26 protein-coding genes are annotated in these 23,556 nt (G+C 56.6%); 18 read left to right on the top strand and 8 right to left on the bottom strand.

Annotated elements, in window-relative coordinates:
• Positions 1-4: 4 nt before the first annotated feature.
• The 5 genes from Q6A51_RS23895 (at position 5) to Q6A51_RS23875 (ending at position 4,161) form a co-directional block, all read left to right on the top strand.
• The gene (locus Q6A51_RS23895; RefSeq protein ID WP_304575876.1) at positions 5-1,177 is read left to right on the top strand and encodes an MFS transporter; all 1,173 of its coding nucleotides are present in this window, start codon (positions 5-7) and stop codon (positions 1,175-1,177) included.
• On the top strand, positions 1,174-1,788 hold the full coding sequence (locus tag Q6A51_RS23890; RefSeq protein ID WP_201019908.1) for a methylthioribulose 1-phosphate dehydratase: 615 nt from the start codon (positions 1,174-1,176) through the stop codon (positions 1,786-1,788). The genes Q6A51_RS23895 and Q6A51_RS23890 overlap by 4 nt, the downstream gene beginning before the upstream one ends.
• Positions 1,789-1,868: 80 nt before the next feature.
• Positions 1,869-2,414 carry a 1,2-dihydroxy-3-keto-5-methylthiopentene dioxygenase gene (locus Q6A51_RS23885; RefSeq protein ID WP_201019907.1) on the top strand — a complete coding sequence of 182 codons (546 nt, stop codon included), beginning with the start codon at positions 1,869-1,871 and terminating at the stop codon, positions 2,412-2,414.
• 67 nt (positions 2,415-2,481) lie between these two features.
• A complete protein-coding gene (gene mtnC / locus Q6A51_RS23880) occupies positions 2,482-3,156 on the top strand; it encodes an acireductone synthase (RefSeq protein WP_201019905.1) in 675 nt (224 codons plus the stop codon).
• 282 nt (positions 3,157-3,438) lie between these two features.
• A complete protein-coding gene (locus tag Q6A51_RS23875; RefSeq protein ID WP_201006250.1) occupies positions 3,439-4,161 on the top strand; it encodes a helix-turn-helix domain-containing protein in 723 nt (240 codons plus the stop codon).
• A 96-nt stretch (positions 4,162-4,257) separates the two neighbouring features.
• Here the strand turns inward: Q6A51_RS23875 and Q6A51_RS23870 are convergent, their stop codons facing one another.
• The gene (locus Q6A51_RS23870) at positions 4,258-4,536 is read right to left on the bottom strand and encodes a DUF3509 domain-containing protein (protein ID WP_201006251.1); all 279 of its coding nucleotides are present in this window, start codon (positions 4,534-4,536) and stop codon (positions 4,258-4,260) included.
• A gap of 331 nt (positions 4,537-4,867) precedes the next feature.
• On the opposite strand from Q6A51_RS23870, the gene Q6A51_RS23865 reads away from it, so the two are divergent.
• Positions 4,868-5,398 carry an ankyrin repeat domain-containing protein gene (locus Q6A51_RS23865; RefSeq protein ID WP_201019904.1) on the top strand — a complete coding sequence of 177 codons (531 nt, stop codon included), beginning with the start codon at positions 4,868-4,870 and terminating at the stop codon, positions 5,396-5,398.
• Between the two features lie 88 nt (positions 5,399-5,486).
• Positions 5,487-6,011 (top strand): hypothetical protein, encoded by a 525-nt coding sequence (locus Q6A51_RS23860; RefSeq protein WP_304575875.1) that lies wholly within the window; start codon positions 5,487-5,489, stop codon positions 6,009-6,011.
• Here Q6A51_RS23860 and Q6A51_RS23855 read toward each other — a convergent pair.
• Positions 6,008-6,934: a ZIP family metal transporter gene (locus Q6A51_RS23855; RefSeq protein ID WP_201006254.1), complete on the bottom strand. Its 927-nt coding sequence runs from the start codon at positions 6,932-6,934 to the stop codon at positions 6,008-6,010. The genes Q6A51_RS23860 and Q6A51_RS23855 overlap by 4 nt on opposite strands.
• Before the next feature lie 138 nt (positions 6,935-7,072).
• On the opposite strand from Q6A51_RS23855, the gene Q6A51_RS23850 reads away from it, so the two are divergent.
• The 8 genes from Q6A51_RS23850 to Q6A51_RS23815 all read left to right on the top strand — a co-directional run bounded on the left by Q6A51_RS23850 (position 7,073) and on the right by Q6A51_RS23815 (position 15,340).
• Positions 7,073-7,264, top strand: a complete 192-nt coding sequence (locus Q6A51_RS23850; RefSeq protein WP_201006255.1) for a PLDc N-terminal domain-containing protein — start codon at positions 7,073-7,075, stop codon at positions 7,262-7,264.
• A gap of 219 nt (positions 7,265-7,483) precedes the next feature.
• A complete protein-coding gene (gene speE / locus Q6A51_RS23845; RefSeq protein ID WP_201019901.1) occupies positions 7,484-8,344 on the top strand; it encodes a polyamine aminopropyltransferase in 861 nt (286 codons plus the stop codon).
• Positions 8,345-8,620: 276 nt separating this feature from the next.
• The gene (locus Q6A51_RS23840) at positions 8,621-10,714 is read left to right on the top strand and encodes an LTA synthase family protein (protein ID WP_201019899.1); all 2,094 of its coding nucleotides are present in this window, start codon (positions 8,621-8,623) and stop codon (positions 10,712-10,714) included.
• Positions 10,715-10,854: 140 nt separating this feature from the next.
• Positions 10,855-11,091, top strand: coding sequence for a hypothetical protein (locus Q6A51_RS23835; RefSeq protein WP_201006259.1), 237 nt, complete (start codon positions 10,855-10,857; stop codon positions 11,089-11,091).
• A gap of 245 nt (positions 11,092-11,336) precedes the next feature.
• Complete coding sequence (locus Q6A51_RS23830) at positions 11,337-11,678, top strand: ribonuclease E inhibitor RraB (RefSeq protein ID WP_201006260.1); 342 nt, start codon at positions 11,337-11,339, stop codon at positions 11,676-11,678.
• Between the two features lie 489 nt (positions 11,679-12,167).
• Positions 12,168-13,577, top strand: a complete 1,410-nt coding sequence (locus tag Q6A51_RS23825; protein WP_201006261.1) for a circularly permuted type 2 ATP-grasp protein — start codon at positions 12,168-12,170, stop codon at positions 13,575-13,577.
• A gap of 12 nt (positions 13,578-13,589) precedes the next feature.
• Positions 13,590-14,546: an alpha-E domain-containing protein gene (locus Q6A51_RS23820; protein ID WP_201006262.1), complete on the top strand. Its 957-nt coding sequence runs from the start codon at positions 13,590-13,592 to the stop codon at positions 14,544-14,546.
• Entirely contained in the window at positions 14,543-15,340 is a 798-nt protein-coding gene (locus Q6A51_RS23815) for a transglutaminase family protein (protein WP_201019898.1), read from the top strand. The genes Q6A51_RS23820 and Q6A51_RS23815 overlap by 4 nt, the downstream gene beginning before the upstream one ends.
• A gap of 82 nt (positions 15,341-15,422) precedes the next feature.
• Here the strand turns inward: Q6A51_RS23815 and Q6A51_RS23810 are convergent, their stop codons facing one another.
• Positions 15,423-15,794 (bottom strand): rhodanese-like domain-containing protein, encoded by a 372-nt coding sequence (locus Q6A51_RS23810; RefSeq protein WP_201006264.1) that lies wholly within the window; start codon positions 15,792-15,794, stop codon positions 15,423-15,425.
• A 614-nt stretch (positions 15,795-16,408) separates the two neighbouring features.
• Between Q6A51_RS23810 and Q6A51_RS23805 the strand changes: the two genes are divergently transcribed.
• The gene (locus Q6A51_RS23805; protein WP_201006266.1) at positions 16,409-17,137 is read left to right on the top strand and encodes an amidotransferase; all 729 of its coding nucleotides are present in this window, start codon (positions 16,409-16,411) and stop codon (positions 17,135-17,137) included.
• 48 nt (positions 17,138-17,185) lie between these two features.
• Here the strand turns inward: Q6A51_RS23805 and Q6A51_RS23800 are convergent, their stop codons facing one another.
• The 5 genes from Q6A51_RS23800 to Q6A51_RS23780 form a co-directional block, all read right to left on the bottom strand.
• Complete coding sequence (locus Q6A51_RS23800) at positions 17,186-18,157, bottom strand: magnesium and cobalt transport protein CorA (protein ID WP_304575874.1); 972 nt, start codon at positions 18,155-18,157, stop codon at positions 17,186-17,188.
• A gap of 137 nt (positions 18,158-18,294) precedes the next feature.
• Positions 18,295-18,984 (bottom strand): crotonase/enoyl-CoA hydratase family protein, encoded by a 690-nt coding sequence (locus Q6A51_RS23795; protein WP_304575873.1) that lies wholly within the window; start codon positions 18,982-18,984, stop codon positions 18,295-18,297.
• Positions 18,985-19,201: 217 nt separating this feature from the next.
• Positions 19,202-19,882: a class I SAM-dependent methyltransferase gene (locus tag Q6A51_RS23790; protein ID WP_304575872.1), complete on the bottom strand. Its 681-nt coding sequence runs from the start codon at positions 19,880-19,882 to the stop codon at positions 19,202-19,204.
• 30 nt (positions 19,883-19,912) lie between these two features.
• Positions 19,913-20,206, bottom strand: coding sequence for a DUF6388 family protein (locus Q6A51_RS23785; protein ID WP_201006271.1), 294 nt, complete (start codon positions 20,204-20,206; stop codon positions 19,913-19,915).
• A gap of 139 nt (positions 20,207-20,345) precedes the next feature.
• Complete coding sequence (locus Q6A51_RS23780) at positions 20,346-21,233, bottom strand: manganese catalase family protein (RefSeq protein WP_304575871.1); 888 nt, start codon at positions 21,231-21,233, stop codon at positions 20,346-20,348.
• A 361-nt stretch (positions 21,234-21,594) separates the two neighbouring features.
• On the opposite strand from Q6A51_RS23780, the gene Q6A51_RS23775 reads away from it, so the two are divergent.
• Entirely contained in the window at positions 21,595-23,316 is a 1,722-nt protein-coding gene (locus Q6A51_RS23775) for a ShlB/FhaC/HecB family hemolysin secretion/activation protein (RefSeq protein WP_405046176.1), read from the top strand.
• A 50-nt stretch (positions 23,317-23,366) separates the two neighbouring features.
• A partial coding sequence (locus tag Q6A51_RS23770; RefSeq protein WP_304575055.1) for a hypothetical protein occupies positions 23,367-23,556 on the top strand: 190 nt, incomplete at its 3' end.

Genomic DNA, 23,556 nt, shown 5'->3' with positions numbered 1-23,556 from the left:
ATGGATGACTGACGTGGCGCCACTGCCTGCCGGACAGCTTCCCTATTGGAGGCTCTCCGGGTTCTACATCTTCTACTTCGCTCTGCTGGGGTCGGCCGCCCCCTATCTGGCTCTGTATTTCCATCATCTCGGGTTTTCCAGTGCGCGGATTGGCGAACTGGTCGCGATCCCGATGCTGACGCGCTGTATCGCTCCCAATCTGTGGGGGTGGCTGGGTGACTATACGGGGCAGCGCCTGTTGATCGTACGCCTGGGGGCGCTCTGCACCTTGCTGGCGTTTTCCCTGATTCTGGTCGACAAGAGCTACGCCTGGCTGGCCATGGTCATGGTGCTGTATTCATTCTTCTGGCATGCCATCCTGCCGCAATTCGAAGTCATCACCCTGGCGCATCTGCGCGACCAGACCTGGCGCTACAGTCAGATCCGGGTCTGGGGTTCGGTTGGCTTTATCCTCGCGGTCGTAGCGCTTGGGGGCGTGTTCGAGTTTTTCAGCCTGGACCTGTTTCCCCATATGCTGCTGATCGTCATGGCCGGTATCGCGATCAGCAGTTGGTGGGTGCCCAATGCACAGCCGATGACTTCTGCGCAGCCACTGGATGCTGGCGGTTTTCTCAGGCAACTGACGCGCCCCAGTGTGCTGGTCTTTTATGTTTGCGTGGCCTTGATGCAGCTCAGCCATGGGCCGTACTACACCTTCCTGACCTTGCATCTGGAGCAGTTGGGCTACAGTCGCGGTGTGATTGGCATGCTCTGGGCCGTGGGTGTCGTGGCCGAGGTACTGATGTTCATGGGCATGAGCCGCATATTGCAGCGCCTTTCCGTGCGTCAGGTACTGATGGCGAGTTTTCTGCTGGCGTCGCTGCGCTGGTTATTGCTGGGAGGTCTTGCCGAGCATTTGCTGGCGTTGCTCGTGATTCAGCTCATGCACGCTGCGACCTTCGGCAGTTTTCACGCGGCTGCCATTCATTTCGTGCAACGTAGCTTCGGTTCAAGCCAGCAAGGGCAGGGGCAGGCCTTATATGCCGCCTTGTCTGGAGTGGGAGGCGCGTTGGGTGCGTTGTACTCCGGTTATAGCTGGAATGCGCTCGGGCCGTTCTGGACATTTGCCATCGCCAGCCTTGCGGCATTGGCGGCAGCCGTCATGATTGCTACATCAAAGAAAGAGGAGGGTGTATGACCCGCGAACAACTCAGCCTGGAAATCATCGAAGCCGGGCGGTTTCTGTATGGACGTGGCTGGTCGCCCGCCACCAGTAGCAACTATTCCGTACGCCTGTCCGCCACCGAAGCACTGTTGACGGTGTCCGGCAAGCACAAGGGCCAGTTGGGTATGGACGATGTGCTGGCCACCGATCTGTCGGGTAACAGCCTTGAGCCCGGCAAGAAGCCTTCTGCCGAAACCCTGTTGCACACCCAGCTTTACAGCTGCAAGCCTGAAGTGGGCGCGGTGTTGCATACGCACTCGGTCAATGCGACCGTCCTGTCACGGCTGACCGACGCCGATCATCTGGTGTTCGAGGATTACGAGCTGCAAAAGGCTTTCGCTGGCGTGGTCACCCATGAATCCCGGGTGGTGGTGCCGATCTTCGATAACGATCAGGATATTGCTCGCCTGGCCTCAAAGGTGCAGCCTTGGCTGGACGCTCACCCCGATTGTGCCGGCTACCTGATTCGCGGGCACGGCTTATATACCTGGGGTGCGAAGATGAATGATGCGCTGCGTCAGATCGAAGCGTTCGAGTTTCTGTTCGAGTGCGAGCTGAAAACCCGTACGGTCCTGAATCGTTGACCTTTAACCGTTAATCAGGGAACCCAGCCTGAACGGCCTGTAAAAGCCGGGGGCCTGTTTCCAGCCGAGGAATTTACATCATGAGCTGCCTGTCTGTTTACCACGTATCCAGCCCTGAAGTGCCCAACAAGGTTCTGACCAACCTGGAAGATATCGCTTCGACCCTGGCCGAGCACGGCGTTGCATTCGACCGTTGGCAGGCTGCTGCGCCGATTACGCCGGGCGCCAGCCAGGAAGAAGTGATCAGTGCCTATCGCACGCAGATCGACAGGCTCATGACCGAGCGCGGTTATATCACCGTCGATGTGGTCAGCCTCAACAGCGATCACCCGCAGAAGGCCGAACTGCGCGCCAAGTTCCTTGAAGAACACCGCCACGGCGAAGACGAAGTACGTTTCTTTGTCGCCGGGCGTGGCTTGTTCACGCTGCATATCGATGATTACGTGTATGCCGTGCTGTGCGAAAAAAACGACCTGATCTCGGTACCCGCCGGAACCCGGCACTGGTTCGACATGGGCGAAAACCCGCACTTCGTCGCCATTCGCCTGTTCAACAACCCGGAAGGCTGGGTGGCGAATTTCACCGGTGAAGATATCGCCGGTCGTTTTCCACGGCTGGATGATTGATAAATGACGCATTGAGGAGCGCGCTTGCTCGCGGCCTCAATGGCTCAAAACTAGGAGCCTATCCCTGATGCCCATCAAAGTTATCCTCACGGATATCGAAGGCACGACCAGTGCTGTAAGTTTCGTGTTCGATGTGCTGTTCCCGTTTGCAGCAAAACATTTACCCGATTTTGTCCGCCAGCAGTCGGATACACCTTCGGTAGCCGCTCAATTGCAGGCTGTACGCCAGGAAAGCAACGAACCTGATGCCGATGTAGAGCGGGTGATCGACATTCTTCTCGACTGGATTGCCCAAGACCGCAAGGCCACACCCCTCAAGGCCTTGCAAGGCATGGTCTGGGAACAGGGCTATAACGCCGGGCAACTCAAGGGTCATGTCTACCCGGATGCGGTCGAAGCGCTCAAGCGCTGGCATCAGGAGGGTTATAAACTTTATGTTTATTCTTCCGGCTCGATTCAGGCTCAGAAACTGATTTTCGGCTGTTCGGAGGCGGGCGATCTGTCCGGCCTGTTCAGTGGCTATTTCGACACCACGTCCGGCCCCAAGCGCGAAGAGCAATCCTATCGCACCATCACCGCCAGCATCGGCTGCCCGGCCGAGGAGATCCTGTTTCTGTCGGACATCGTCGAAGAACTCGATGCCGCCCAGGCTGCGGGTATGGCGACATGCGGGCTGGTACGCGCTGGCGGTGAGCTGCCGGGGCATGAGTCAGTGGCCAGCTTTGCCATGATTGCCCCGTAGGAACTAATTCATTCGCGAAGACGGTATTCCAGACGATGCATTTTCTCTGGATGTACCGTCTTCTCGCGAATGAGTTCGCTCCTATGGCCATCATTCCTTCCTTATCTGTAATCCCGATCTTGCTTTCAGGTAGGCCCGTGCCTGTCTTTTTGTGCATAAATCCTGTTTGTTTTACCCCTCGTTTTTAAACGCAATTATTCGTGTAAGTTCTGGCGGCCATTCCCCCTGATTAATCAAAAAACAGCTGTGCATTAGAGAGGGGGCGCAATAGGAGCGGCAGCGATGTGCAGTGCCAGGACAGTAAATACAACGATGGGTTTATTGATACAGCAGATGGTCAGTAGCATTACCGAGGACGATGGCCAGGTGGCTATCGCAAATGCACTTCAGTGGCTCAGGCATGAATGCCGCTGTGAGCGAGCGATGTTCTACCAGTTCAAGGGCTCGTTATTGCTGACGTTCATCACTTCCAATGTCGATGATACCTGGGGAGATATCTATCGAAACCGCCGCATGCTGACGGAAGATCCGGTTATCCGTTGTTATCGCAATGCGCTGGGTTTTCTCGACTGGCGAGAGGCGTTCAAACAGTATCAGGCCCCTGATTGCTATAGCGCAGCGGTTGATGCCTGCCAATTGATGCCAGCCTTGTCCTACGCTTACTCCAGCCATTGCCGAGGTGTCAGTGGCGTGACGTCGGTTTGTACGTTGAGTGCGATGCAACGGGGTACTACAACCGAGGACCGGTACTTGCTGAGCAGTCTGGTGCCGGTGCTGCATATGGTCGGCAGGGGAACCCGGTTTCGATCCCATGGTTTGACCGGCAAGGAACTGGAAATCCTGCAATGGGCGCGCGATGGCAAGACCGCCTGGGAAATCGCCTTGATCCGCGAAGTGTCCGAGGCCACGATCAAGTATCACTTCAAGATGATCTACAGCAAGCTGGGGGTTGCCAACCGCGCTCAGGCGGTAGGGGAGGCCCTGTGCCGTGGCTTGATCAAATGAGACAGGCAAAAAAAACCGCGAAAGCAAGAATGTTTCGCGGATAACAAGGGAGGAGGTGGCCGCCGACAGCAGTCGGCGGCAGGGTGATACGGTCTGTCAGCGGGTATGGTAAGTCGGCAAGTCAAAACGGTGCTGGCTTTGCAACATCGAGATTGCGGGTAATTCACTGGCTTGTGCTGCCAGGTCACGGCGAATGGCGCTGATGACCCACTCAAGCTGAACCGGTGTGTGCAACTGGGCATAGGAGATGGAGCGTCGAATCTGTTTGCCTTCGTTATCGCGCAGAGACAAGAGCACACCACCGTCCGGGCGAGGCTGGGCAGTAACGGTATAGCTGGAGAATACGGAAGCGAATTTTTCTTGGATAAAAGACATGTCTAGCGGCTCCATTGCTCATGGGATAACAAGCTTGTGAGTACTATTGCAGTGTCCATGCCATGGTTTGGTCTTTATTAAATTCCTTTAAAATCAACAGCTTGTAAATATTACGGTTTTCATGCTTCGTGCAATTTGCATGAATGGCCATCGGGCATCCTGCATTTTGCTGGTTGCCGACGAAGCCTCTCGCCGTGCAAGAGCACGCGCAATATTTTCCTATCGGGCATATAGCTTGACCCAAAGGGCACGGCTGGCAAGACTTGCGGTCATTGTATCGAGTGCCGCAAGTGATATCGGGTTCTCGTAACCTTGCGCCAGGGAGTGACACATGACTGATTCAAACACCAATACCCCGAAAACCATGACCCATGACGAAGCTGCCGAGTTCGCCGAGCAGGTGTTCGAGGTCGCTCGACAGGGCGATGCGCAGATGCTGGGCCGGCTGCTGGAAAAAGGCCTGCCTGCCAATCTGCGCAATCACAAGGGCGATACATTGCTGATGCTCGCCAGTTATTACGGTCAGCAGGATGCCGTGCGTGTATTGCTCGATCACAAGGCTGATCCGGAAATCCGTAACGACAATGGCCAGAGCCCGATTGCCGGTGCCGCGTTCAAGGGGGATCTGGCGGTCGTCAAACTCCTGGTCGAGTCTGGCGCGGACGTGGAGGGCGCTTCGGCAGACGGTCGGACAGCGTTGATGATGGCGGCGATGTTCAATCGCACTGAAATCGTCGACTACCTGATCGGCAAGGGTGCCAACCCCCATGCCCGCGATGCCAAGGGCGTCAATGCACTGGGTGCTGCTCAGGCAATGGGGGCGACAGAAACCGCCGGGCAGTTGAGCAGGCTGGGCGTTTGAGGGCTCTGGTCCTGAATCGATAGAGGTGTGCAGCGTTTCCCGCTATCCTGCGCGCCTCGTTTTTTGCCTCTATCAGGATCGCCCCTTCATGAAAGACTCCCTCATTGAATTAATCAGCAAAATCAGTTCGGGCTGCATGGGGGAAGACGAGATTGCAGGCATCGCTGCCGAAGCCGCTCAGGCTTACGCGGACCCCGAGGCATTTCTGGTTTCCAACCCCGATATCAACTACGACGATACGTTTCCCATTCCCCTGGGTGAGTGGGTGGTAGTGGGCAGCCTGCCGGAAACCGTATTGTTTCAGGCAGACACCTACATGGACCTGTTCGAGCAGATCGTCCAGTCGTTCGGCAAGGACGTCTCCTTCAATATCAAGCCCAGGCAACTGGCCAAGGTAGAAGCGCTGACTGCGCTCAATCGTATCCAGATCCAGCTGAGCAGCATGAACAAGGAAATGGGCGGCTATGTGCTCATGGATTTCAGTCAGCCGCTGGATGATGAGTTGCAGGCGGTATTGGTCTACGGCTGTGATGAGGCGCGAGTGCTTGAACTGGCCGCAGTTGCCGGCATCCATGCCGCGTCTTCATTGCAGGTACTTAAAGCCAAAGCCTAACCCAGGGCGGTATCCAGAAACATCATCACCCCGAAGCCCAGCATCAAGCCCAGGGTTGCAGAGGTCTGGTGACCATTGCGGTGGGTTTCGGGTATGACTTCGTGTGAAACCACGAAAATCATGGCACCTGCCGCCAGACCCAGGCTCAGCGGGTAAGCAATCGCAAAGCCGCTGGAAATCCCCAGGCCAACCACTGAGCCCAGGGGCTCCATCAGGCCTGAACCAATCGCCACCAGCATGGCTTTGAACGCCGATAGGCCGGTTGCCCGCAACGCCAGGGCAATTGCCAGCCCTTCGGGAATATCCTGGATGGCAATCGCGGTGGTCAGGGGCAGGCCGACATTCATGTCGCCGCCGGCAAAACTGACACCAATGGCCATGCCTTCCGGCAGGTTGTGCAGGGTGATTGCCAGCACGAACAGCCAGACCCGGTTGATACGGTCGGCATTCGGCCCTTGTCGGCCTACGCTTTCGTGCTCATGGGGCGTGAATCGATCCAGCCCCAGCATCAGCAGCACGCCAAGCCCCAGCCCTGTCACCACGGTGGCGGCGGCGAGCGGGCCGTTGCCGGTGATGTCGCGCGCAGCGGCCAGCCCGGGCAGAATCAGCGAAAAGGAACTGGCTGCCAGCATCATTCCGGCGGCAAACCCGAGCATGATGTCCTGAGTCCGCTGGCTGATATTACGGAACGCGACAGCCATTACCGCACCCAGCGCCGTCGCCCCGAAGCCCGCCGTACCGCCGATCAAGGCGTAGGCCAGATTGCTCTGGTTGGTGCCGAAGAAGGCGTTATAAAGACTGGCGGCACCCAGGCCAATAACGATGACCAGCGCCAGAAGGAATCCCAGGCTTACCAACGGGCTGGTCTGGAGTTGAGCTGACCACGTTGCCCATAGCGTTCGGGGTTGCAAGGGTGTTTGCATGAAAGGCGACCTGTCTGAAAACAATGATTCAAAGGATAGCGGACTCAGTTTCCGAGCATGGAAATGTGCCGTTGGTTCAATGGGGCTGACTATTCTCTATGGAGTCATTACTTACACAGTCTGCACAGGAGCTACATCATGGGTTCAACTTTCAATAGCCTGATCGGCTTGATCATTCTGGCCCTGGATATCTGGGCCATCATCAATGTACTGAAAAGCAGCGTGAGCACCGGTATGAAAATCGTCTGGGTGCTGTTGATTCTACTGCTTCCGGTATTGGGGCTGATTATCTGGGCGATTGCCGGCCCTCGCGGTAATGTTCGTATCTGAGGCAACCGGGCAGGAGCGAATGAATTCGCGAAAAGGGTCCAGACGGCGAATATTTATGCGCTGTACTGGCCCTTCGCGAATGAATTCGCTCCTGCGCATGGACTCGTTTGTCGTTATGCAGTGATGAGGTTCGACCTGTCATCTTTCGCAACGTAGAATGCGCGCCTTTCTTGTGGGCGGTCGGCCGTCCTGTCATCAGTCTTTAGCGGGAGCTTACCCATGAGCGATTATCAGGAAACGTTGTACGAAGGCTATGGCCAGCGCTTTCGTATGGAAAAAATGCTGCATGAAGTCCGTACCGAGCATCAGCATCTGGTGATTTTCCAGAATCCGCGGATGGGGCGCGTAATGGCCCTCGATGGCGTAATCCAGACCACCGAAGCCGATGAATTCATCTACCACGAAATGCTGACCCACGTGCCGATCCTGGCTCATGGTGCTGCCAAGCGTGTACTGATCATCGGTGGTGGCGACGGCGGCATGCTGCGTGAAGTCGCCAAGCACCTGAGCGTCGAGCACATCACCATGGTCGAGATCGACGCCACCGTAGTGGAAATGTGCAAGGAATTCCTGCCTGGCCACTCCAGCGGTGCTTTCGAGGATTCTCGTCTGAACCTGGTGATCGATGACGGCATGCGTTTCGTCGCGACCACCGAAGAGAAGTTCGACGTGATCATTTCCGACTCCACCGACCCGATCGGTCCGGGTGAAGTCCTGTTTTCGGAGAACTTCTATCAGGCCTGCCATCGCTGCCTGAACGAAAACGGCATCCTGGTCACTCAGAACGGCACGCCGTTCATGCAGTTGAGCGGTGTGCAGACCACGGCTGGTCGCATGAATGGCCTGTTCGCGGACTGGCATTTCTATCAGGCGGCAATCCCCACCTATATCGGTGGCGCAATGACCTTCGCCTGGGGCTCGACCAACACCACCTATCGCAAACTGCCGCTGGAAACCCTGCGCCAGCGCTTTGTCGGTAGCGGTATTGTTACTCGCTATTACAACCCGGAAATCCATATCGGTGCTTTCGCCTTGCCACAATACGTGCTGCAAGCCGTGAACAAACCCAGCAACGACTGAGGTTTTCTTCAGGCATGGGCATGACCTGAATCCTTGAAGGTCATGCCCGCGTGGCAAGGATTGCGGCACCGCTCACATCGGTTGCCTGCGACGCGCAACAAATTTTTCACACCCTTTTGTCGAAAATTGCGCGCGATTATTCAGTGCCACGCTCTGATAAGCGCTAAAAACACGGCAATCACGTAATATCTGCCCCCCATGCGCTGCCTCCTCTTTCGGATCGGCAGGTATCGCATATCCGAACTCAATTCCTGAATCCACCGGATCCTGACAAAAATGGCTAACACGGACGCCCAGATTCATCGGCAAGCTTTGTCCCGCCTGCAACACCCCACTGTCAAATCACATCTGGCCTACACGCTGCTCAGCGGCCTGGCCTTGATGGTGATGTACACCCTGCTGCGTATCGGGCTGCTGGTCTACAACCGTGAAATGATTGGTGATACGCCGGCATCGACCTTTATCGAAGCACTGTTCAACGGCATGCGCTTCGACCTGCGTCTGACGGTCTATCTGCTCATTCCTCTGATGCTGTCGCTGTTCAGTGTCAGGGCCATGTCTGCGCGGGGCTTCTTCCGGTTCTGGCTGACACTGGTCGGCAGCATCACCCTGTTCTTCGGCCTGATGGAGATGGACTTCTACCGTGAATTCCACCAGCGGCTGAACGGTCTGGTGTTCCAGTACGTCAAGGAAGACCCCAAGACTGTGCTGAGCATGCTCTGGTACGGTTTCCCGGTGGTGCGTTATCTGCTGGCGTGGGCGTTGGTCACCTGGTTGTTGAGCCTGGTGTTCAAGGGGATTGACCGCGTGACGCGCCCTCGTCGCGAATTCAGTGTCAGCAGTGGCAGCAATCGCTCGATTGCTCCCTGGTACCTGCGCATCGTTGTCTTCTTCATCGTGCTGGTCATCGCAGTCATTTCAGCTCGTGGCACCTTGCGTCAAGGCCCGCCGCTGCGTTGGGGCGATGCTTACACCACGGAGTCGAACTTCGCCAATCAGTTGGGCTTGAACGGTACGTTGACGCTGATTACTGCCGCGAAAAGCCGCATGTCCGAAGACCGCGACAATATCTGGAAAGCCACTTTGCCTCAGCCTGAGGCGCAGCAGGTCGTGCGCAACATGCTGTTGACCCCTCATGACCGGCTTATTGATCCTAATACTGCTGCCGTACGCCGAGACTTCACTCCGCCAGCGGAAAACACGTTGCCGATCCGCAACGTGGTGGTGATCCTGATGGAAAGCTTCGCTGGCCACTCGGTCGGTGCTCTGGGCGACAAGGCCAACATCACGCCTTACTTCGACAAACTGTCCAAGGAAGGTCTGCTGTTCGACCACTTCTTCTCCAACGGTACCCATACCCACCAGGGCATGTTTGCCACCATGGCGTGCTTCCCGAACCTGCCGGGCTTCGAGTACCTGATGCAGACTCCCGAAGGCAGCCACAAGCTGTCGGGCCTGCCGCAGTTGCTCAGCACAGGACGCAACTACGATGACGTCTATGTCTATAACGGCAACTTTGCCTGGGACAACCAGTCGGGCTTCTTCAGCAACCAGGGCATGACCAACTTTGTCGGCCGTGAAGACTTCGTCAACCCGGTGTTCTCCGACCCGACCTGGGGTGTGTCCGACCAGGACATGTTCGACCGTGGTGCCGAGGAACTGAAAGCCCGCCAGAATGGCAAGCCGTTCTATGCCTTGCTGCAAACCCTGTCCAACCATACGCCTTATGCCTTGCCGGAAAACCTGCCGGTGGAGCGTGTCACCGGGCATGGCACGCTGGATGAGCATTTGACCGCCATGCGCTATTCCGACTGGGCGCTGGGACAATTCTTCGAGAAGGCCAAGAAAGAGCCTTACTTCAAGAACACCCTGTTCGTGGTTCTGGGCGACCATGGTTTTGGCAACAAGATGCAACTGACCGAAATGGACCTTGGCCGTTTCAACGTGCCATTGCTGCTGATCGGGCCGGGCGTGCAGGAGAAGTTCGGCCAGCGCAGCAGTATCGTGGGTACTCAGGTCGATGTGGTTCCGACCATCATGGGGCGCCTGGGCGGTCAGACCCGCAACCAGTGCTGGGGACGCGACCTGCTTAACCTGCCTGAAGGCGACAAGGGTTTTGGTGTGATCAAGCCGTCCGGCAGCGAGCAGGTGGTGGCTATCATCCATGGCAACCGTATCCTGATCGAACCAACGGAAATGCCTGCCAAGGTCATGACCTACACACTGGGCGCCAACCCGCATGCCGAAGTGGTTCCCGATGCTCCGGACACGGCCGAGCTCAAGCAGAAGCTGGAAAGCTTCCTGCAGACAGCCACCAAGAGCCTTCTGGATAACACTGCCGGGGTAGAGGCCAGCAAGAACCCTAACTGATCTTTTGCTGCCATGAACGAAGGCCCTCTGCACTGGTTGCGAGGGCCTTTCTTTTTACCTGCATTTTTCTTGAACGAATGCCGTTGGCAAAAGGTCCAGATCATGTAGGCCAGCGTTCTGGCTTTGTTCTGGAGACATCGATGAGACAGTGGGCCATTTCATATATCGATAAAGATGGTGTACAGCAACGTCATGATATTGATTCACTGGAGCGCCCGAGCGAGGAGGCTGCGGCACGTCTTCTGCGTCCCATTCTGTTTCCGGTCACCGATGAACTGAACCTCAATGATCTGGAGGGGAGAACCGAGGAGCCCACAGTGAAAACCCTCAAGGATCACAACAGTGTCCAGATCATTTCCATTACAGAAGTAATCTGATTCATTTACACACGCAAAGACTTGTTGTGTCAGGCACTTGGCAGCCGACCCGAGATGGGTCTACTCTGCAAACGAGGCCGATACGTCGGCCTCTCCATGTCGAAACCCGAGCTGTCACAGGCTCGGTTTGGTCAGCTTCATGCTTGATTCCCCACTTCGGATTAACTGTCGTGTGGCGACCCCCGCCAAGGTGGTCGTTCTGGAAGAGTTGAAACTCTATCTATCGTTGCATAGGAGGACGTTTCATGAGCACAGCCTATCAAGAGGACATCAGCAGTAACGTACTGCGCCGCATGAAAGAAGGCGGTTTTGATTTTGCACGCAGTTACCCCATCGAGTTCTATGCCGTATTCCCGGATGAGGAAAGGGCGCGGCAGGCAGCAGGACAGTTTCGTGGTGAATCCATCAATACCCAGATCAACGTGCGTGACGACGGTGCGTGGCACTTGCAATTGAGCAAGGTCATGTATGCCACGTACGACGGGATCGGAGACTTTGAGCAAGACTTCCAGAGCGTGATTTCACCGATGGACGGTGAAGTTGAAGGATGGGGGGTCACAGCGGAGATCAGAAGACTGCACGCATGAATCATCTCGATCCAGTCACGACCGGCCAATTGCGGAGCACTCTGCAATTGGCCGGTCTTGTTTTTGGGTGCTGGTGGCAGGAGCGAATTCATTCGCGAAAGCCCACTGAAGTAAATTCGATGGTCAAAAAAAAGCCACTCAATGGAGTGGCTTGAAGGGAAGTCCGGTTATAAAGGCGCGAGGGCGCAGGTGCTGACATATTTCCAGAAAAAAACGTGAAACAGGCATTCGGGCCTTTGTTTGCTCGGTGCTGGTGATTGTGGCGAACTAATATCTCACCATCAAATCAACACTGACTATGCTGGTGATAGATTTCGCGAGTGACTGACGCTTCCGAATGAAGCGTAGGAGAATTGACTGGGGCGTTTATTGCACAGGAATGGTGCGTTGGATGTTCTTGTTTTACATAAGTTGTTGATATTAAAGCGTTTATGCCGATGGCACGGGCCTTGCGAAGGCCCTGATGTCCATGGTGACAAGGAGTACGGCATGATCCGCACCTTTTATGACGAGATGTACGACGCTGGCGGTCAGGTCCGCCCGCATTATCGGGAATTTGCCCGCTGGTTGGGGGATACGCCTCCTGAGCTTCTGGCTCAACGCCGGCGTGAAGCCGATCTATTGTTTCATCGCGCCGGGATCACGTTCACGCTCTATGGTGACGAGCAGGGGACCGAAAGGTTGATCCCCTTCGATACGATCCCGCGCAGCATTCCTGCCAGTGAATGGCGGGTTGTGGAGCGCGGCTGCATTCAGCGCGTCAAGGCGTTGAACATGTTTCTCGCCGACCTGTATCACGATCAACGGATCATCAAGGCGGGCATCATTCCTGCCGAGCAGGTCCTGGCCAACGAGCAATACCAGTTGGCAATGCAAGGTCTGAATCTGCATCGTGATCTGTACTCGCACATCTCCGGGGTCGACCTGGTGCGCGATGGCGATGGCACTTATTACGTGCTTGAAGACAACCTGCGCACCCCGAGTGGTGTGAGCTACATGCTCGAAGATCGCAAGATGATGATGCGCCTGTTCCCGGAGCTGTTCGCCGCGCAACGCATTGCACCGATCGATCACTACCCGAACCTGTTGCTCGACACGCTCAAGAGTTCGAGCCATCTGGACAACCCAAGCGTTGTGGTCCTGACGCCTGGTCGTTTCAACAGCGCATTTTTCGAGCACGCCTTTCTGGCGCGGGAGATGGGCGTTGAACTGGTGGAAGGGGCTGACCTTTTCGTCCGTGATGATCGTGTCTTCATGCGCACCACCGACGGCCCGAAAGCCGTTGATGTGATCTACCGCCGTCTGGACGATGCCTTCCTCGATCCGCTGGCCTTCAACCCCGATTCGATGCTGGGTGTTCCGGGCCTGCTGTCGGCCTATCGTTCCGGCAATGTGGTCCTGGCCAATGCCATCGGCACCGGGGTGGCCGACGACAAGTCGATTTATCCATATGTCACGGACATGATCCGTTTCTATCTGGATGAAGAGCCGATCCTCAAGAACGTGCCGACCTGGCAGTGCCGCAAGCCTGAAGAGCTGTCCCATGTGCTGGCCAATCTGGGTGATCTGGTGGTCAAGGAAACCCAGGGCTCCGGTGGTTACGGAATGCTGGTCGGTCCTGCGGCAAGTGCTGCTGAAATCGAATCGTTCCGTGCCCGTCTCAAAGCCAAGCCACACGCTTATATCGCCCAACCGACCTTGTCCCTGTCGACCTGTCCGACCTTCGTCGAGAACGGCATCGCCCCGCGACATATCGACTTGCGCCCATTTGTCCTCTCCGGCCGCGAAACCCGCGTCGTGCCTGGCGGGCTTACCCGAGTAGCGCTGCGTGAAGGCTCGCTGGTGGTGAACTCGTCGCAAGGTGGTGGAACCAAGGACACCTGGGTGGTCGAGGATTAAGGATGCCTGCCAATGCTAAGTAGAACTGCCTCGGATCTTTTCTGGATGTCGCGTTACCTGGAGCGAGCGGAGAACCTCGCCCGAATGATGGACGTGAGTTATTCGCTGTCATTGATGCCCCAGGACGGGCGCGGCGGGCTGGATGAAATTGCCATGCCGCTGCTGATCACCGGAACCCTGGATGCTTATGTGGAGCGTCATGGCGCCTTGCATGCCGAGCGCATGCTGCACTTCTTTGCCCTTGATGCAACCAACCCGGCCAGCATCTACAGCTGTCTTGGCGCAGCACGGGCCAGTGCCCATGCGGTGCGCGGACGAATTACCGCTGACATGTGGGAGAACATCAACTCCACTTGGCTGGAGATTCGCGGGATCGCCGAGCAAGGGCTGGCGCGCTATGGCATGAGCCATTTCTGCGAGTGGGTGAAGGAGCGTTCCCACCTGTTTCGTGGCGCGACCTACGGCACCATCATGCGTAACGATGCGTTCCGTTTCATTCGCCTGGGCACCTTCATCGAGCGTGCCGACAACACCATGCGCATGCTCGATGCCCGTTATGAAATGCTTGAGTTGCGTGGGCCGCAGGCCAACGCGGCGGCGGATAACTCGGCAGCCGGTTACTACCAGTGGAGCGCCTTGTTGCGCGCCTTGTCGTCCTTCGAGGCCTATACCGAGCTGTACCGGGACGCGCCGGGTGCGCGCCATGTTGCCGAGCTATTGCTATTGCGTGCCGACATTCCGCGTTCCTTGCGGGCCTGCCTGGAAGAATTGGACCTGATCCTCGCCAGCCTGCCGGGCGCCAATGGCCGACCGGCACAGCGTCTGGCGGCGGAAATGGATGCACGCCTGCGCTATACCAGCATCGACGAGATCCTGGCTGAAGGCCTGCATGAGTGGTTGAACGAATTCATTCCCCTGGTGGCCCAACTGGGTGATGCCATCCACACTTCATATCTGGAGGCTGCATGAGACTCTCAATTAGCCACGAGACCACCTATCACTATGATGATCAGGTTCGGGCCAGCATCCAGTATCTGCGCCTGACTCCCCATGACAGCGAGCGTCAGCAGGTTCTGAGCTGGCAGTTGAGCCTGCCGCGTCCGGTGCGCGCGCAGATCGATCCGTTTGGCAACATCCTGCATGTGCTGAGCCTGGACGAGCCCCATGAATCGATCATCATTGGCGCCCGCGGTCAGGTTGAAATCGATGAAACCCGTGAGTCCGAATACGAAAGCCAGTCGGCGCTGCCGTTTCTGCGCTTTACCCGTCTGACCGAGGCGGACGAGGCCATGCGCGCATTTGCAGCCAAGGAGAGCAGCAAGCGTACTGATCGTACGGGGCTGATCGATCTCATGCAGGCGCTGAATCAGCACATCGTCTACACGCCGGGGGCGACGGAAGTCGATACCAGCGCGGTTCAGGCGTTTGCCGGTCGTTCAGGCGTCTGCCAGGACCATACCCATGCATTCCTGGCGTGCGCACGTAGTCTTGGCGTTCCGGCACGTTATGTCTCCGGTTATCTGTACAGCGAAGACAAGGATCACCTGTCCAGTCATGCCTGGGCCGAGGCCTGGATCGACGATGGCTGGTACAGCTTTGACGTCACCAACACTCTCGCCATTCCGGCACGCCACCTGAAACTGGCAGTCGGCCTGGATTATCTGGATGCCTGCCCGGTACGTGGCATGCGTCGTGGTGGGGGTTACGAGCAGATGCACGCCAAGGTGTCAGTCTCGACACAGGTTCAGGTGCAGCACCAGTAAGCTTCAAACCGCTGTGGGAGCGAATGAATTCGCTCCCACACGCTCGCCTGATTCATGACAGGTAAGCTGTTGGCGCAAGCAGTTATTCCGCCGGATCATCGGTAATGTCATACAGCGCATTATGCAGCTCTTCATAATTGCCGCCGTTGATGACACTGAAGTAACCCGCCTGTCTGAGTTTGTCCTGCGCCTTGCTCGCTTTTTCACTGCTGCTGCTGAAAATGACGAACACAGAGTTGCGGTCGGTGAGCACCTGTTTCAGTTGGTTGACCAAGCGTGCATCTTCGACCCGAACCGCATTGAGTACGGTGCCAGCGTCGTATTCGGTCTGGCTGCGCACATCCACTGCCAGTTTCCCTTCCTTCAAGGCGGCCACGGCGGCGGCCTGTTCTACTTCACCAGCCTGCACCGCGAAGCTGCAAGCCAGAATACCCATTGCTATCCATTGGCGCATAAGTCCATCTCCCGGCATTTAACAGGAAGATTGGCACAGATAAGGACGGTTCGGTAGCGCATCCTGAATCAGCCGAACAACCTGTTCAGATTCGGCAGGATCAAGAGAAGAGTGGTCGCGAATACAATAAGTCCCGCCTGACGTATCTTTGAATGCTTGAACATGGCTGACTGCCTTTTGTTGTTATTCCTGAGCGACAAAAGCTCACCGAATTCATCAATTACGAAATCGGGCAGCTGGCAAAGGTGGTGCTTATGAACAGGTGGTCCCGGTCACATGGCCGCTGACCTGACGCTGGATGTATTTTTATCGCGCCTTCCTGTTACAGATTTAACCTTAGAGGCCGCATTGCATATGGCTTAGAACTATTTGATATTTAAGTCTGATAATTTCTGATTAAAGGTTATTTAGGAACTGCTGATAATATGGTCAGGCCTTGGCTAGAGGCTTTGAGGGAGCGTCGTTAGCCTGCTACCGTTCGTCCGGCCAAGGTATGTCCTGCGAACGATACCAGGTGGGGGCCGTGCAGATACTGGCTTCTTGCTTTGATCGTGCAATTCAAGGCAGGCTTTGCCAGTGCGCTATTGCCCTTTTACTGTTTCAGGTCCTTTTTTATGTCGTTACGCATCTGCATTCTGGAAACCGACATCCTGCGCCCGGAGTTGGTTGAGCAATATCAGGGTTATGGGCGGATGTTCGAGTTATTGTTTGCGCGCCAACCGTTTGCCGTACAGCTCAGTGTCTACAACGTGGTGCAGGGCATTTATCCACCCGAAGACGAGCGCTTCGATGCCTATCTGGTGACCGGCAGCAAGGCCGACTCATTTGGCAGCGACCCCTGGATTCAGACGCTCAAGGCCTATCTGCTCAAGTTGTATGAGCGGGGCGACAAGCTTTTGGGGATCTGTTTCGGGCACCAGTTGCTGGCGTTATTGCTGGGTGGCAAGACCGAGCGTGCCAGCCAGGGCTGGGGAGTGGGCATTCATCATTATCAACTGGCTTCTTCTGAGCCCTGGATGACTCCGTCGATGGACAAGCTGACGCTGCTGATCAGCCATCAGGATCAAGTCACGGCATTGCCGGAAAATGCCACGGTCATCGCTTCCAGCGATTTCTGCCAGTACGCGGCTTATCACATCAACCATCAGGTCCTGTGCTTTCAGGGGCACCCCGAGTTCATCCATGAATTTTCCCGCTCCTTGCTGGACCTTCGCCAGCAGACACTGGGCGAGCAGGTTTATCGCAAGGGCCTGGACAGCCTGGAGCATGAGCACCACGGCACAACGGTAGCCGAGTGGATTACGCGCTTTGTGGCCCACAAACCGGGCCAGAGTGTGGCTTGAAGCCTGAGTGCTCCCGGCGCGATACCAGACGCCGGGAGCACTTTGCCCTTACAGCCAGCCCGAGCGCTTGAAGCTGCTGAACAAGGCCGTGCAGCCTCCCACGATCACCCCCAATACTGCGAAGTAGCCGTAGTGCCAGGTCAACTCCGGCATATTCTCGAAGTTCATCCCGTAGATCCCCGCGACAGCGGTCGGAAACGCCAGAATGGCCGCCCAGGCCGCGAACTTGCGTTGCACGATGCTTTGCCGTGACGACTCCAGCAACAAACCGATCTCAATGGTCTGGCTGGCGATATCACGCAGATTGGCCAGGTCTTCCATTTGCCGTTTGACGTGAATCTCCACGTCACGAAAGTACGGGCGCATGTTCTTGTCGATGAAGGGAAAGCTCAGCTTTTGCAATTCCTCACCGACTTCCACCATTGGCGACACATAACGCCTCAGGCGCAGCAGGTCGCGACGCAGGCTGTGAATGCGGTGGATATAGGATTCATTCAGGATGCCGCCGAGGACGTTTTGCTCCAGTTCTTCCAGCTCGGCATGAATGGCTTCGGTGACCGGCTGATAGCTCTCGGTCACAAAGTCCAGCAGGGCATAGAGCACGAAGTCTTCGCCATGCTCCAGCAGCAATGGCCTGGCCTCACAACGCTGGCGCACGATGCCATAGGACTTGGAGTGCCCATTTCGCGAAGTGATGATGTAGCCCTTGCCGGCGAAGATATGGGTTTCGATGAATTGCAGCCTGCCGTTTTCCCGCACGGGGGCGTAAGTGACGATAAACAGCGCATCGCCGAAGGTTTCAAGTTTCGGGCGGCTATGGACTTCCAGCGCATCTTCAATGGCCAGTTCATGCAGGTTGAATTGCTTTTTAAGACTTTCCAGCTCCTGTGGGGTGGGCTGCTCCAGCCCTATCCAGACAAAATGCTCAGGTTTGGCTGCCCAGGCCGCGCCTTCTTCAAGGGTGATATTGCTGACTTTCTTGCCTTTGCTGTAAACCGCTGCTGCAACAACTCGGCCCATATCGGTATCGCTTCTTTTTCAAGGAGTGGCAGTGATGCAAAAAGGATTGCGCCAGGGTGAGCTTAACCAAACGCTCATGAGTCCGCAGATAATAAAAAGCCCGCATGGGCGGGCTTCATATCTGTCGAACGCCATGCTTAGAGCGAATGCTGCTTATCGAGTTCTATCGCGGCATCCAATGTATCGAGCAGCGTTTTTCTGGCTTTCAGCTTGGTTTTCCTGTGGGCGTTCATGTTGATCTTTTTCAACTGCACGGCAGCGGCGCGGGCGGTTGCCAGCAGCTCGTCGACGCTGACCACCTTGTCCAGAAAACCCGCGTCCAGCGCGCCTCTGGGGTCGAATATCTCGGCGTTGATTACCGAGCGATGAAAGGCGGACTTGCTCAGGCGGTCACGCGCCAGTTCGATGCCGACATGGTGCATGGTCATGCCGATCTGTACCTCATTGAGGCCGATATTGAAGGGGCCTTCGACACCGATCCGGTAATCGGCTGACAACAGCAGAAAAGCACCTTTGGCCACGGCATGACCCGGGCACGCAACAATGATGGGGAAGGGGTGAGCCAGCATGCGACGAGCCAGAGTCGAACCCTGGGCTACCAGGCCGATAGCCGCCTCGGCACTGGAAGTCATGACCTTGAGGTCATAGCCGCCCGAGAGAATGCCCGGTTGCCCGGTGACGATCACCACGGCACGATCTGTCTCGGCCTGATCCAGCGCGGCATTGAATGCGGCGATCACATCCGGCGAGATGGCGTTGACCTTGCCGTTGTTGAGGGTCAGCGTGGCAATACCATCTTCAAGCTGGTACGAGATCAGATCACTCATGGCGCTATTCCTTCTTGTTGAGATGCGCAGACGTTACTCAGCTGCAACCATCAGGTAAAGCGCTGACTGATCGGTCATGAACGGATTGTGAGGTCATCCACGAAGCAAGCCGGTAGGAGTGAATTCATTCGCGAGGCGTCATTCGAGGCGATAGATTCTCTTCGGATGTACGGGCACCTTCGCGAATGAATTCGCTCCTACGGAAACACGATTTAATTCATGATGTTACGTCTTGTTTGATGAGAGGCGATCTGGCCGTAAACAGTGCCACTTTTCCCGTCACCTCGACCGTCACCTCACTGAAATGCTGAGCCAGAGCGTTACGCAGACCGGCAACGCTATCACTGCGATTACCGAAGATGCCTTTCTTGTTATAGACGTCCATCAGCTTGCGACCAAACCCGTTGTGCCCGGCTTCGTCGCCCAGAATGGTTGCGCCGAACAGCACACCGTCATCTTTCAGGCGGGTCTTGAGGTTAGCGAAGACCTGCGCCTTGTCGCTCATGGTTCCGGGCAGGCAGTGCAGCAGATAGAACAGAGAGATCGAGTCAAACCCTGTCTCATGTTCGGGTTCGAACGACTTGAACACATCGTGGCGGATTACCCGGATGCCCGGCCGCCCGAAGCGCTGGCGTGCGGCTTCCAGGCTGCTGCTGTTGAGGTCCAGCAAGGTGACTTCGGTACTGATGGGCAGATCGGCATTGGCCAGGTAATAGCCGGTGCCGACGCCTACATCCAGATGGCGTGCGCCGACATGGCGATTGAAGAACGGCTGCAATACCTGCGTCGTCGAGCACTGCCAGGCAAAACGATTGGAAACCCCCAAGACCCACCAGTCATAAAGTTTCAGGGTCAGGGGAGAGTAAACGGCTGCGCCCGCTTCGGAAGAATGGTTCATGGCACTTCTATTCCTTGTACAGGCCCGGGATTACTGTTCGATTTCGTTCAGTTCGCAATACTCGTCCCAGTCCATGCCCAGGGCTTCGGCCACCTGTGCGTGGGCTTCAAGGCGCATGCTCTTGAGTTGTTCCGGGGTTTCGGCAATCAATTGCAAAGCCAGTTCCCAAGGCTCTATGCCCTGATCCTCGGCTTCATCCTCGAACGCCCACTGCGCTTGCTGCTTTTGCTCTTCGGGGCTGAGGTTCTTGATTTCATCCTGCAAGGTCGGATGGGTAGAGAGGTATTTCGCCAAGGCGGCTTCGTTCCACTCAAGTGCATTCATGCCGGGTTTCCTCAAACTCAATGGGGTGGCCAGGCTTGCGGGGAGCAGGCCTGGCGAGACGGCGAGATTGTGAGGGAACATTTCAAACGCTGCCAGTGCTGGCACTGCTGAATAACGGTGTTACGCCAGCCCGCCGGATTCAAAGTGATTCTTTACCCTGCAGCAGACCTGATCCCAGCTCCGCCGCAGTAAGCGGGTCGGCGTCAGGATCGGACTTGGTGCGTTCTTTCATCATGGTCAGGGTCAATGCATCCTCTTCATTGAGTGTCACCGATGCAGTGCCATCGCCACCGTCAACAGCGGGGTGTGGATTTTCGACATACTCGAACTCTTCATCACTGTTCCATGGCCCGCGAAGGTTCGGCTCGCCACTGGACATGTTGAAGTAGGTGCGGGTGAACTCCGGCATGCCGGGCAACTTGCCTTGCGGGAAGTTGGGCTGGATCGAGTGCAGTGCTTTTTCAAATGACTTCTGGTGAGCGATCTCGCGTGTCATCAGGAAGCCAAGTGCCTCCTTGATACCAGGATCGTCGACAACATTCAGCAGGCGCTCATACACGATCTTGGCGCGAGCTTCGGCGGCAATGTTGGAGCGGAAGTCAGCGGTGGGTTCGGTGATCGAATCGACGTAGGCGGCCGTCCATGGAACGCCCGCAGAGTTGACCAGCGGAGCACCGCCACCATAAAGCACACTGGTGATGTGCGAGTCGTTCCCCGCGCCATTGATGCTGCGATACAGCTCACCTTCTTCCTGCACGCCTTCGGCCATCTGTCCTTTCGCGCCCCGGTTGAGCATGACGATGATCGAACCGACGATTTCCAGATGGCTCAGTTCTTCCGTGGCAATGTCCATCAGCAGGTCTTTACGTCCTGCATCCTCTTCGGCCAGCGCTTGCGTGAAGTAACGGGCTGCTGCCGCCAGTTCGCCTTGTGCGCCACCGAACTGCTCCAGCAGAAGATTGGCAAGGCCGGGATTGGGCTCGGCGACACGTACGGTGTACTGAAGTCTTTTGTTATGTAAAAACATCGGGTTTTCCTCAAACTCAGGTTTTTGCGCGTTTGCCACTTCGGGCAATGGCGCAGGCATAAGTTCTGAGGAGGCCTGGAGACTAAAGATTCTTTGTTTATTCGTTTACTGCGATGGGCGGAACATGATGAATAGTTCAAGGCTGCTGATGAGCTGTCGTTTCAGTAAATCGGGTTCTGTGTGGCAGCCATTTCGTCATCGCTTCTTCCTGCCGAAGCGCTTCCTTGCATGTAATGCGGGGAAGAGGGAAGGCTCTGGATAAGGGGGAAAATACGGGCGTAACAAACCCGATACGCGGTCGATACAAAAAATTGACGCCATTGTAATGTCAAACTACAATCGCGCCGAATTTGATATCAATATGATATTGCAAGGACGCACCGTGCATTCCTCCGCATCAAGGGCAGCTCTGTTTGTCCTATTCGCCGTAACTCCCTTGGTTTCCCTGGCCGCTCCCAACCCCGGTGAGCAGGACCTGATCCGCGATCGTCAGGATCGTCTACTCGAAGAGCAACGCCGTCGCCTGGAAGAACTCAAGGAATTGCCCGGTGCCCAGCCAGCCCCGCAAGCTCCCGAGGCGCCAGTCGATACGCGCTGTTTCAAGATCGACGTCATTGAACTCAAGGGCGCCGACTCGCTGTCGGGCAGTGAGCGCGATGCCTTGCTCAAACCTTTTCTGGGTGAGTGCCTGGGCGTCGCTCAACTCAACGACGTGCTCAAGGCCGTCACCGATCACTATATCGACAAGGGATGGGTTACTACCCGCGCCTATCTGCCGCAACAGGATCTTTCCAAGGGCCATCTCGAAGTGCTGGTGGTCGAGGGCAAGCTGGAGAAACTGCGTAGCGAGGAAGGCAGTGGCCTGACTCCGCGCGAGCTGGACATGACGTTTCCGGGGCGTGAAAGCGAAGTACTGAACCTGCGTGAAATCGAGCAGATGGTCGATCAGCTCAATCGTCTGCCGTCCAATCAGGCGAAGATGGAACTGACGCCGGGGCAGGCCGTGGGCGGCAGCGATGTGCTGGTGAAAAACACGCCTCAGAAACCCTGGCGCACCTCTCTGGCCCGTCATAACAACGGTCAGAAAAGCACTGGCGAACAGCAGTGGGGCGCGGGCTTCGAATGGGACAGCCCGCTGGGGCTGGCCGACCAGTTAAGCCTGCGTGGCGGGCGCGACGCTGTCACTGACCATCAACGCAGCTCCTACAGCAGCATGTTCAGTTACAACCTGCCGTGGGGCTGGTGGAATTTCAGTTACTCCTACAACGACAGTGAATACCGAACCCTGGGGCAAGGCGCCGGGATCGACTTCAAGTTCACCGGTGAAAGCCAGGCCCATCAGTTGCGTGTCGATCGGGTGATTCAGCGCGATGCCCGTGGCAAGACGTCCGTGAATGCCGGCATCAGCCACCTGCGCACTCGCAGTTTTGTGGAAGACAGCGAACTGGCGATTGGCTCTCAGCGCATTACCGAGACGCAGTTCGGCATCGCCCATGGCCGGCTGATCGGCAGCGCATTTGCCAACCTGGAACTGGGCGTCCAGCAAGGCAGTGGTGCGCTGGATGCGATGGGCGATGGCCATCCTGCAGGCAATGAACCCACGGCCCGCTACCGCAAATACACCGCAACGTTCAGCTATCAGCAGCCTTTCGAGCTGTGGGGTGAAAGCTTCAGTTTCAACAGCCTGGCCACCGGCCAGCGCAGCGAAGACCGGCTCTACAACAGCCAGCGCCTGAGTATCAGCGGGCAATCCGCAGTGCGTGGCTATAAAGAGCAGTTTCTTTCCGGCGACAGCGGCGGCTACTGGCGCAACGACCTGCGCTGGACCCGACCGGTCGGTTGGGAATGGTTGCAGCCGGTGCTCCAGCAATACGGCATGAGCGTGTCTTACGACCAGGGCGTCATTCGTCACGACGCCAATAGCGAAGGTGAAAACGGCCGGGTATCCAGCAGTGCGGTTGAGTTGTTCACCCGTGGCAAATACCTCGCCGCCAACGTGACTTTCGCCCATTCGCTGGAGCGGCCTGCCGCGCTGAGCGAGCGGGAAGCACCGATCTACTTCCGGCTTGAACTGTTTTTCTAAGCCTTTCTGACCCTTTACCAACCGTTCTGACCCCCGCAGGAAACCTCCGCATGGACGCCAAGCATCTCGCCTTCCTGGCCCGTCAACCGTCGGCCCGTGTGCAACTGCGCGAACGTTTCTGGGGGATGCCCAAGCGCGGTATTGCGCTGATCCTGGCCAATGCGATGTTCTGGCAACCGCTGTGGGCGCAGGCGGACGGGATTGTGGTGAGCAGCGGCTCCACCAGCGTCGGGGCTGCGG

Source organism: Pseudomonas serbiensis (genome assembly GCF_030580745.1).
Lineage (GTDB): Bacteria > Pseudomonadota > Gammaproteobacteria > Pseudomonadales > Pseudomonadaceae > Aquipseudomonas > Aquipseudomonas serbiensis.
Note: the sequence above shows the minus strand (reverse complement) of the source record. Positions and strands in the feature narration are given on the sequence as shown.

Coding starts and splice junctions, on each gene's coding strand:
- mtnC (WP_201019905.1), top strand. CDS start 2,482: ATGCCCATCAAAGTTATCCTCACGGATATCGAAGGCACGACCAGTGCT.
- Q6A51_RS23795 (WP_304575873.1), bottom strand. CDS start 18,984: ATGAGTGATCTGATCTCGTACCAGCTTGAAGATGGTATTGCCACGCTG.
- Q6A51_RS23870 (WP_201006251.1), bottom strand. CDS start 4,536: ATGTCTTTTATCCAAGAAAAATTCGCTTCCGTATTCTCCAGCTATACC.
- Q6A51_RS23785 (WP_201006271.1), bottom strand. CDS start 20,206: ATGAATGCACTTGAGTGGAACGAAGCCGCCTTGGCGAAATACCTCTCT.
- Q6A51_RS23885 (WP_201019907.1), top strand. CDS start 1,869: ATGAGCTGCCTGTCTGTTTACCACGTATCCAGCCCTGAAGTGCCCAAC.
- speE (WP_201019901.1), top strand. CDS start 7,484: ATGAGCGATTATCAGGAAACGTTGTACGAAGGCTATGGCCAGCGCTTT.
- Q6A51_RS23820 (WP_201006262.1), top strand. CDS start 13,590: ATGCTAAGTAGAACTGCCTCGGATCTTTTCTGGATGTCGCGTTACCTG.
- Q6A51_RS23855 (WP_201006254.1), bottom strand. CDS start 6,934: ATGCAAACACCCTTGCAACCCCGAACGCTATGGGCAACGTGGTCAGCT.
- Q6A51_RS23825 (WP_201006261.1), top strand. CDS start 12,168: ATGATCCGCACCTTTTATGACGAGATGTACGACGCTGGCGGTCAGGTC.
- Q6A51_RS23865 (WP_201019904.1), top strand. CDS start 4,868: ATGACTGATTCAAACACCAATACCCCGAAAACCATGACCCATGACGAA.
- Q6A51_RS23875 (WP_201006250.1), top strand. CDS start 3,439: ATGTGCAGTGCCAGGACAGTAAATACAACGATGGGTTTATTGATACAG.
- Q6A51_RS23830 (WP_201006260.1), top strand. CDS start 11,337: ATGAGCACAGCCTATCAAGAGGACATCAGCAGTAACGTACTGCGCCGC.
- Q6A51_RS23800 (WP_304575874.1), bottom strand. CDS start 18,157: ATGGGCCGAGTTGTTGCAGCAGCGGTTTACAGCAAAGGCAAGAAAGTC.
- Q6A51_RS23805 (WP_201006266.1), top strand. CDS start 16,409: ATGTCGTTACGCATCTGCATTCTGGAAACCGACATCCTGCGCCCGGAG.
- Q6A51_RS23775 (WP_405046176.1), top strand. CDS start 21,595: ATGATATTGCAAGGACGCACCGTGCATTCCTCCGCATCAAGGGCAGCT.
- Q6A51_RS23850 (WP_201006255.1), top strand. CDS start 7,073: ATGGGTTCAACTTTCAATAGCCTGATCGGCTTGATCATTCTGGCCCTG.
- Q6A51_RS23810 (WP_201006264.1), bottom strand. CDS start 15,794: ATGCGCCAATGGATAGCAATGGGTATTCTGGCTTGCAGCTTCGCGGTG.
- Q6A51_RS23840 (WP_201019899.1), top strand. CDS start 8,621: ATGGCTAACACGGACGCCCAGATTCATCGGCAAGCTTTGTCCCGCCTG.
- Q6A51_RS23835 (WP_201006259.1), top strand. CDS start 10,855: ATGAGACAGTGGGCCATTTCATATATCGATAAAGATGGTGTACAGCAA.
- Q6A51_RS23890 (WP_201019908.1), top strand. CDS start 1,174: ATGACCCGCGAACAACTCAGCCTGGAAATCATCGAAGCCGGGCGGTTT.
- Q6A51_RS23815 (WP_201019898.1), top strand. CDS start 14,543: ATGAGACTCTCAATTAGCCACGAGACCACCTATCACTATGATGATCAG.
- Q6A51_RS23790 (WP_304575872.1), bottom strand. CDS start 19,882: ATGAACCATTCTTCCGAAGCGGGCGCAGCCGTTTACTCTCCCCTGACC.
- Q6A51_RS23860 (WP_304575875.1), top strand. CDS start 5,487: ATGAAAGACTCCCTCATTGAATTAATCAGCAAAATCAGTTCGGGCTGC.
- Q6A51_RS23895 (WP_304575876.1), top strand. CDS start 5: ATGACTGACGTGGCGCCACTGCCTGCCGGACAGCTTCCCTATTGGAGG.
- Q6A51_RS23780 (WP_304575871.1), bottom strand. CDS start 21,233: ATGTTTTTACATAACAAAAGACTTCAGTACACCGTACGTGTCGCCGAG.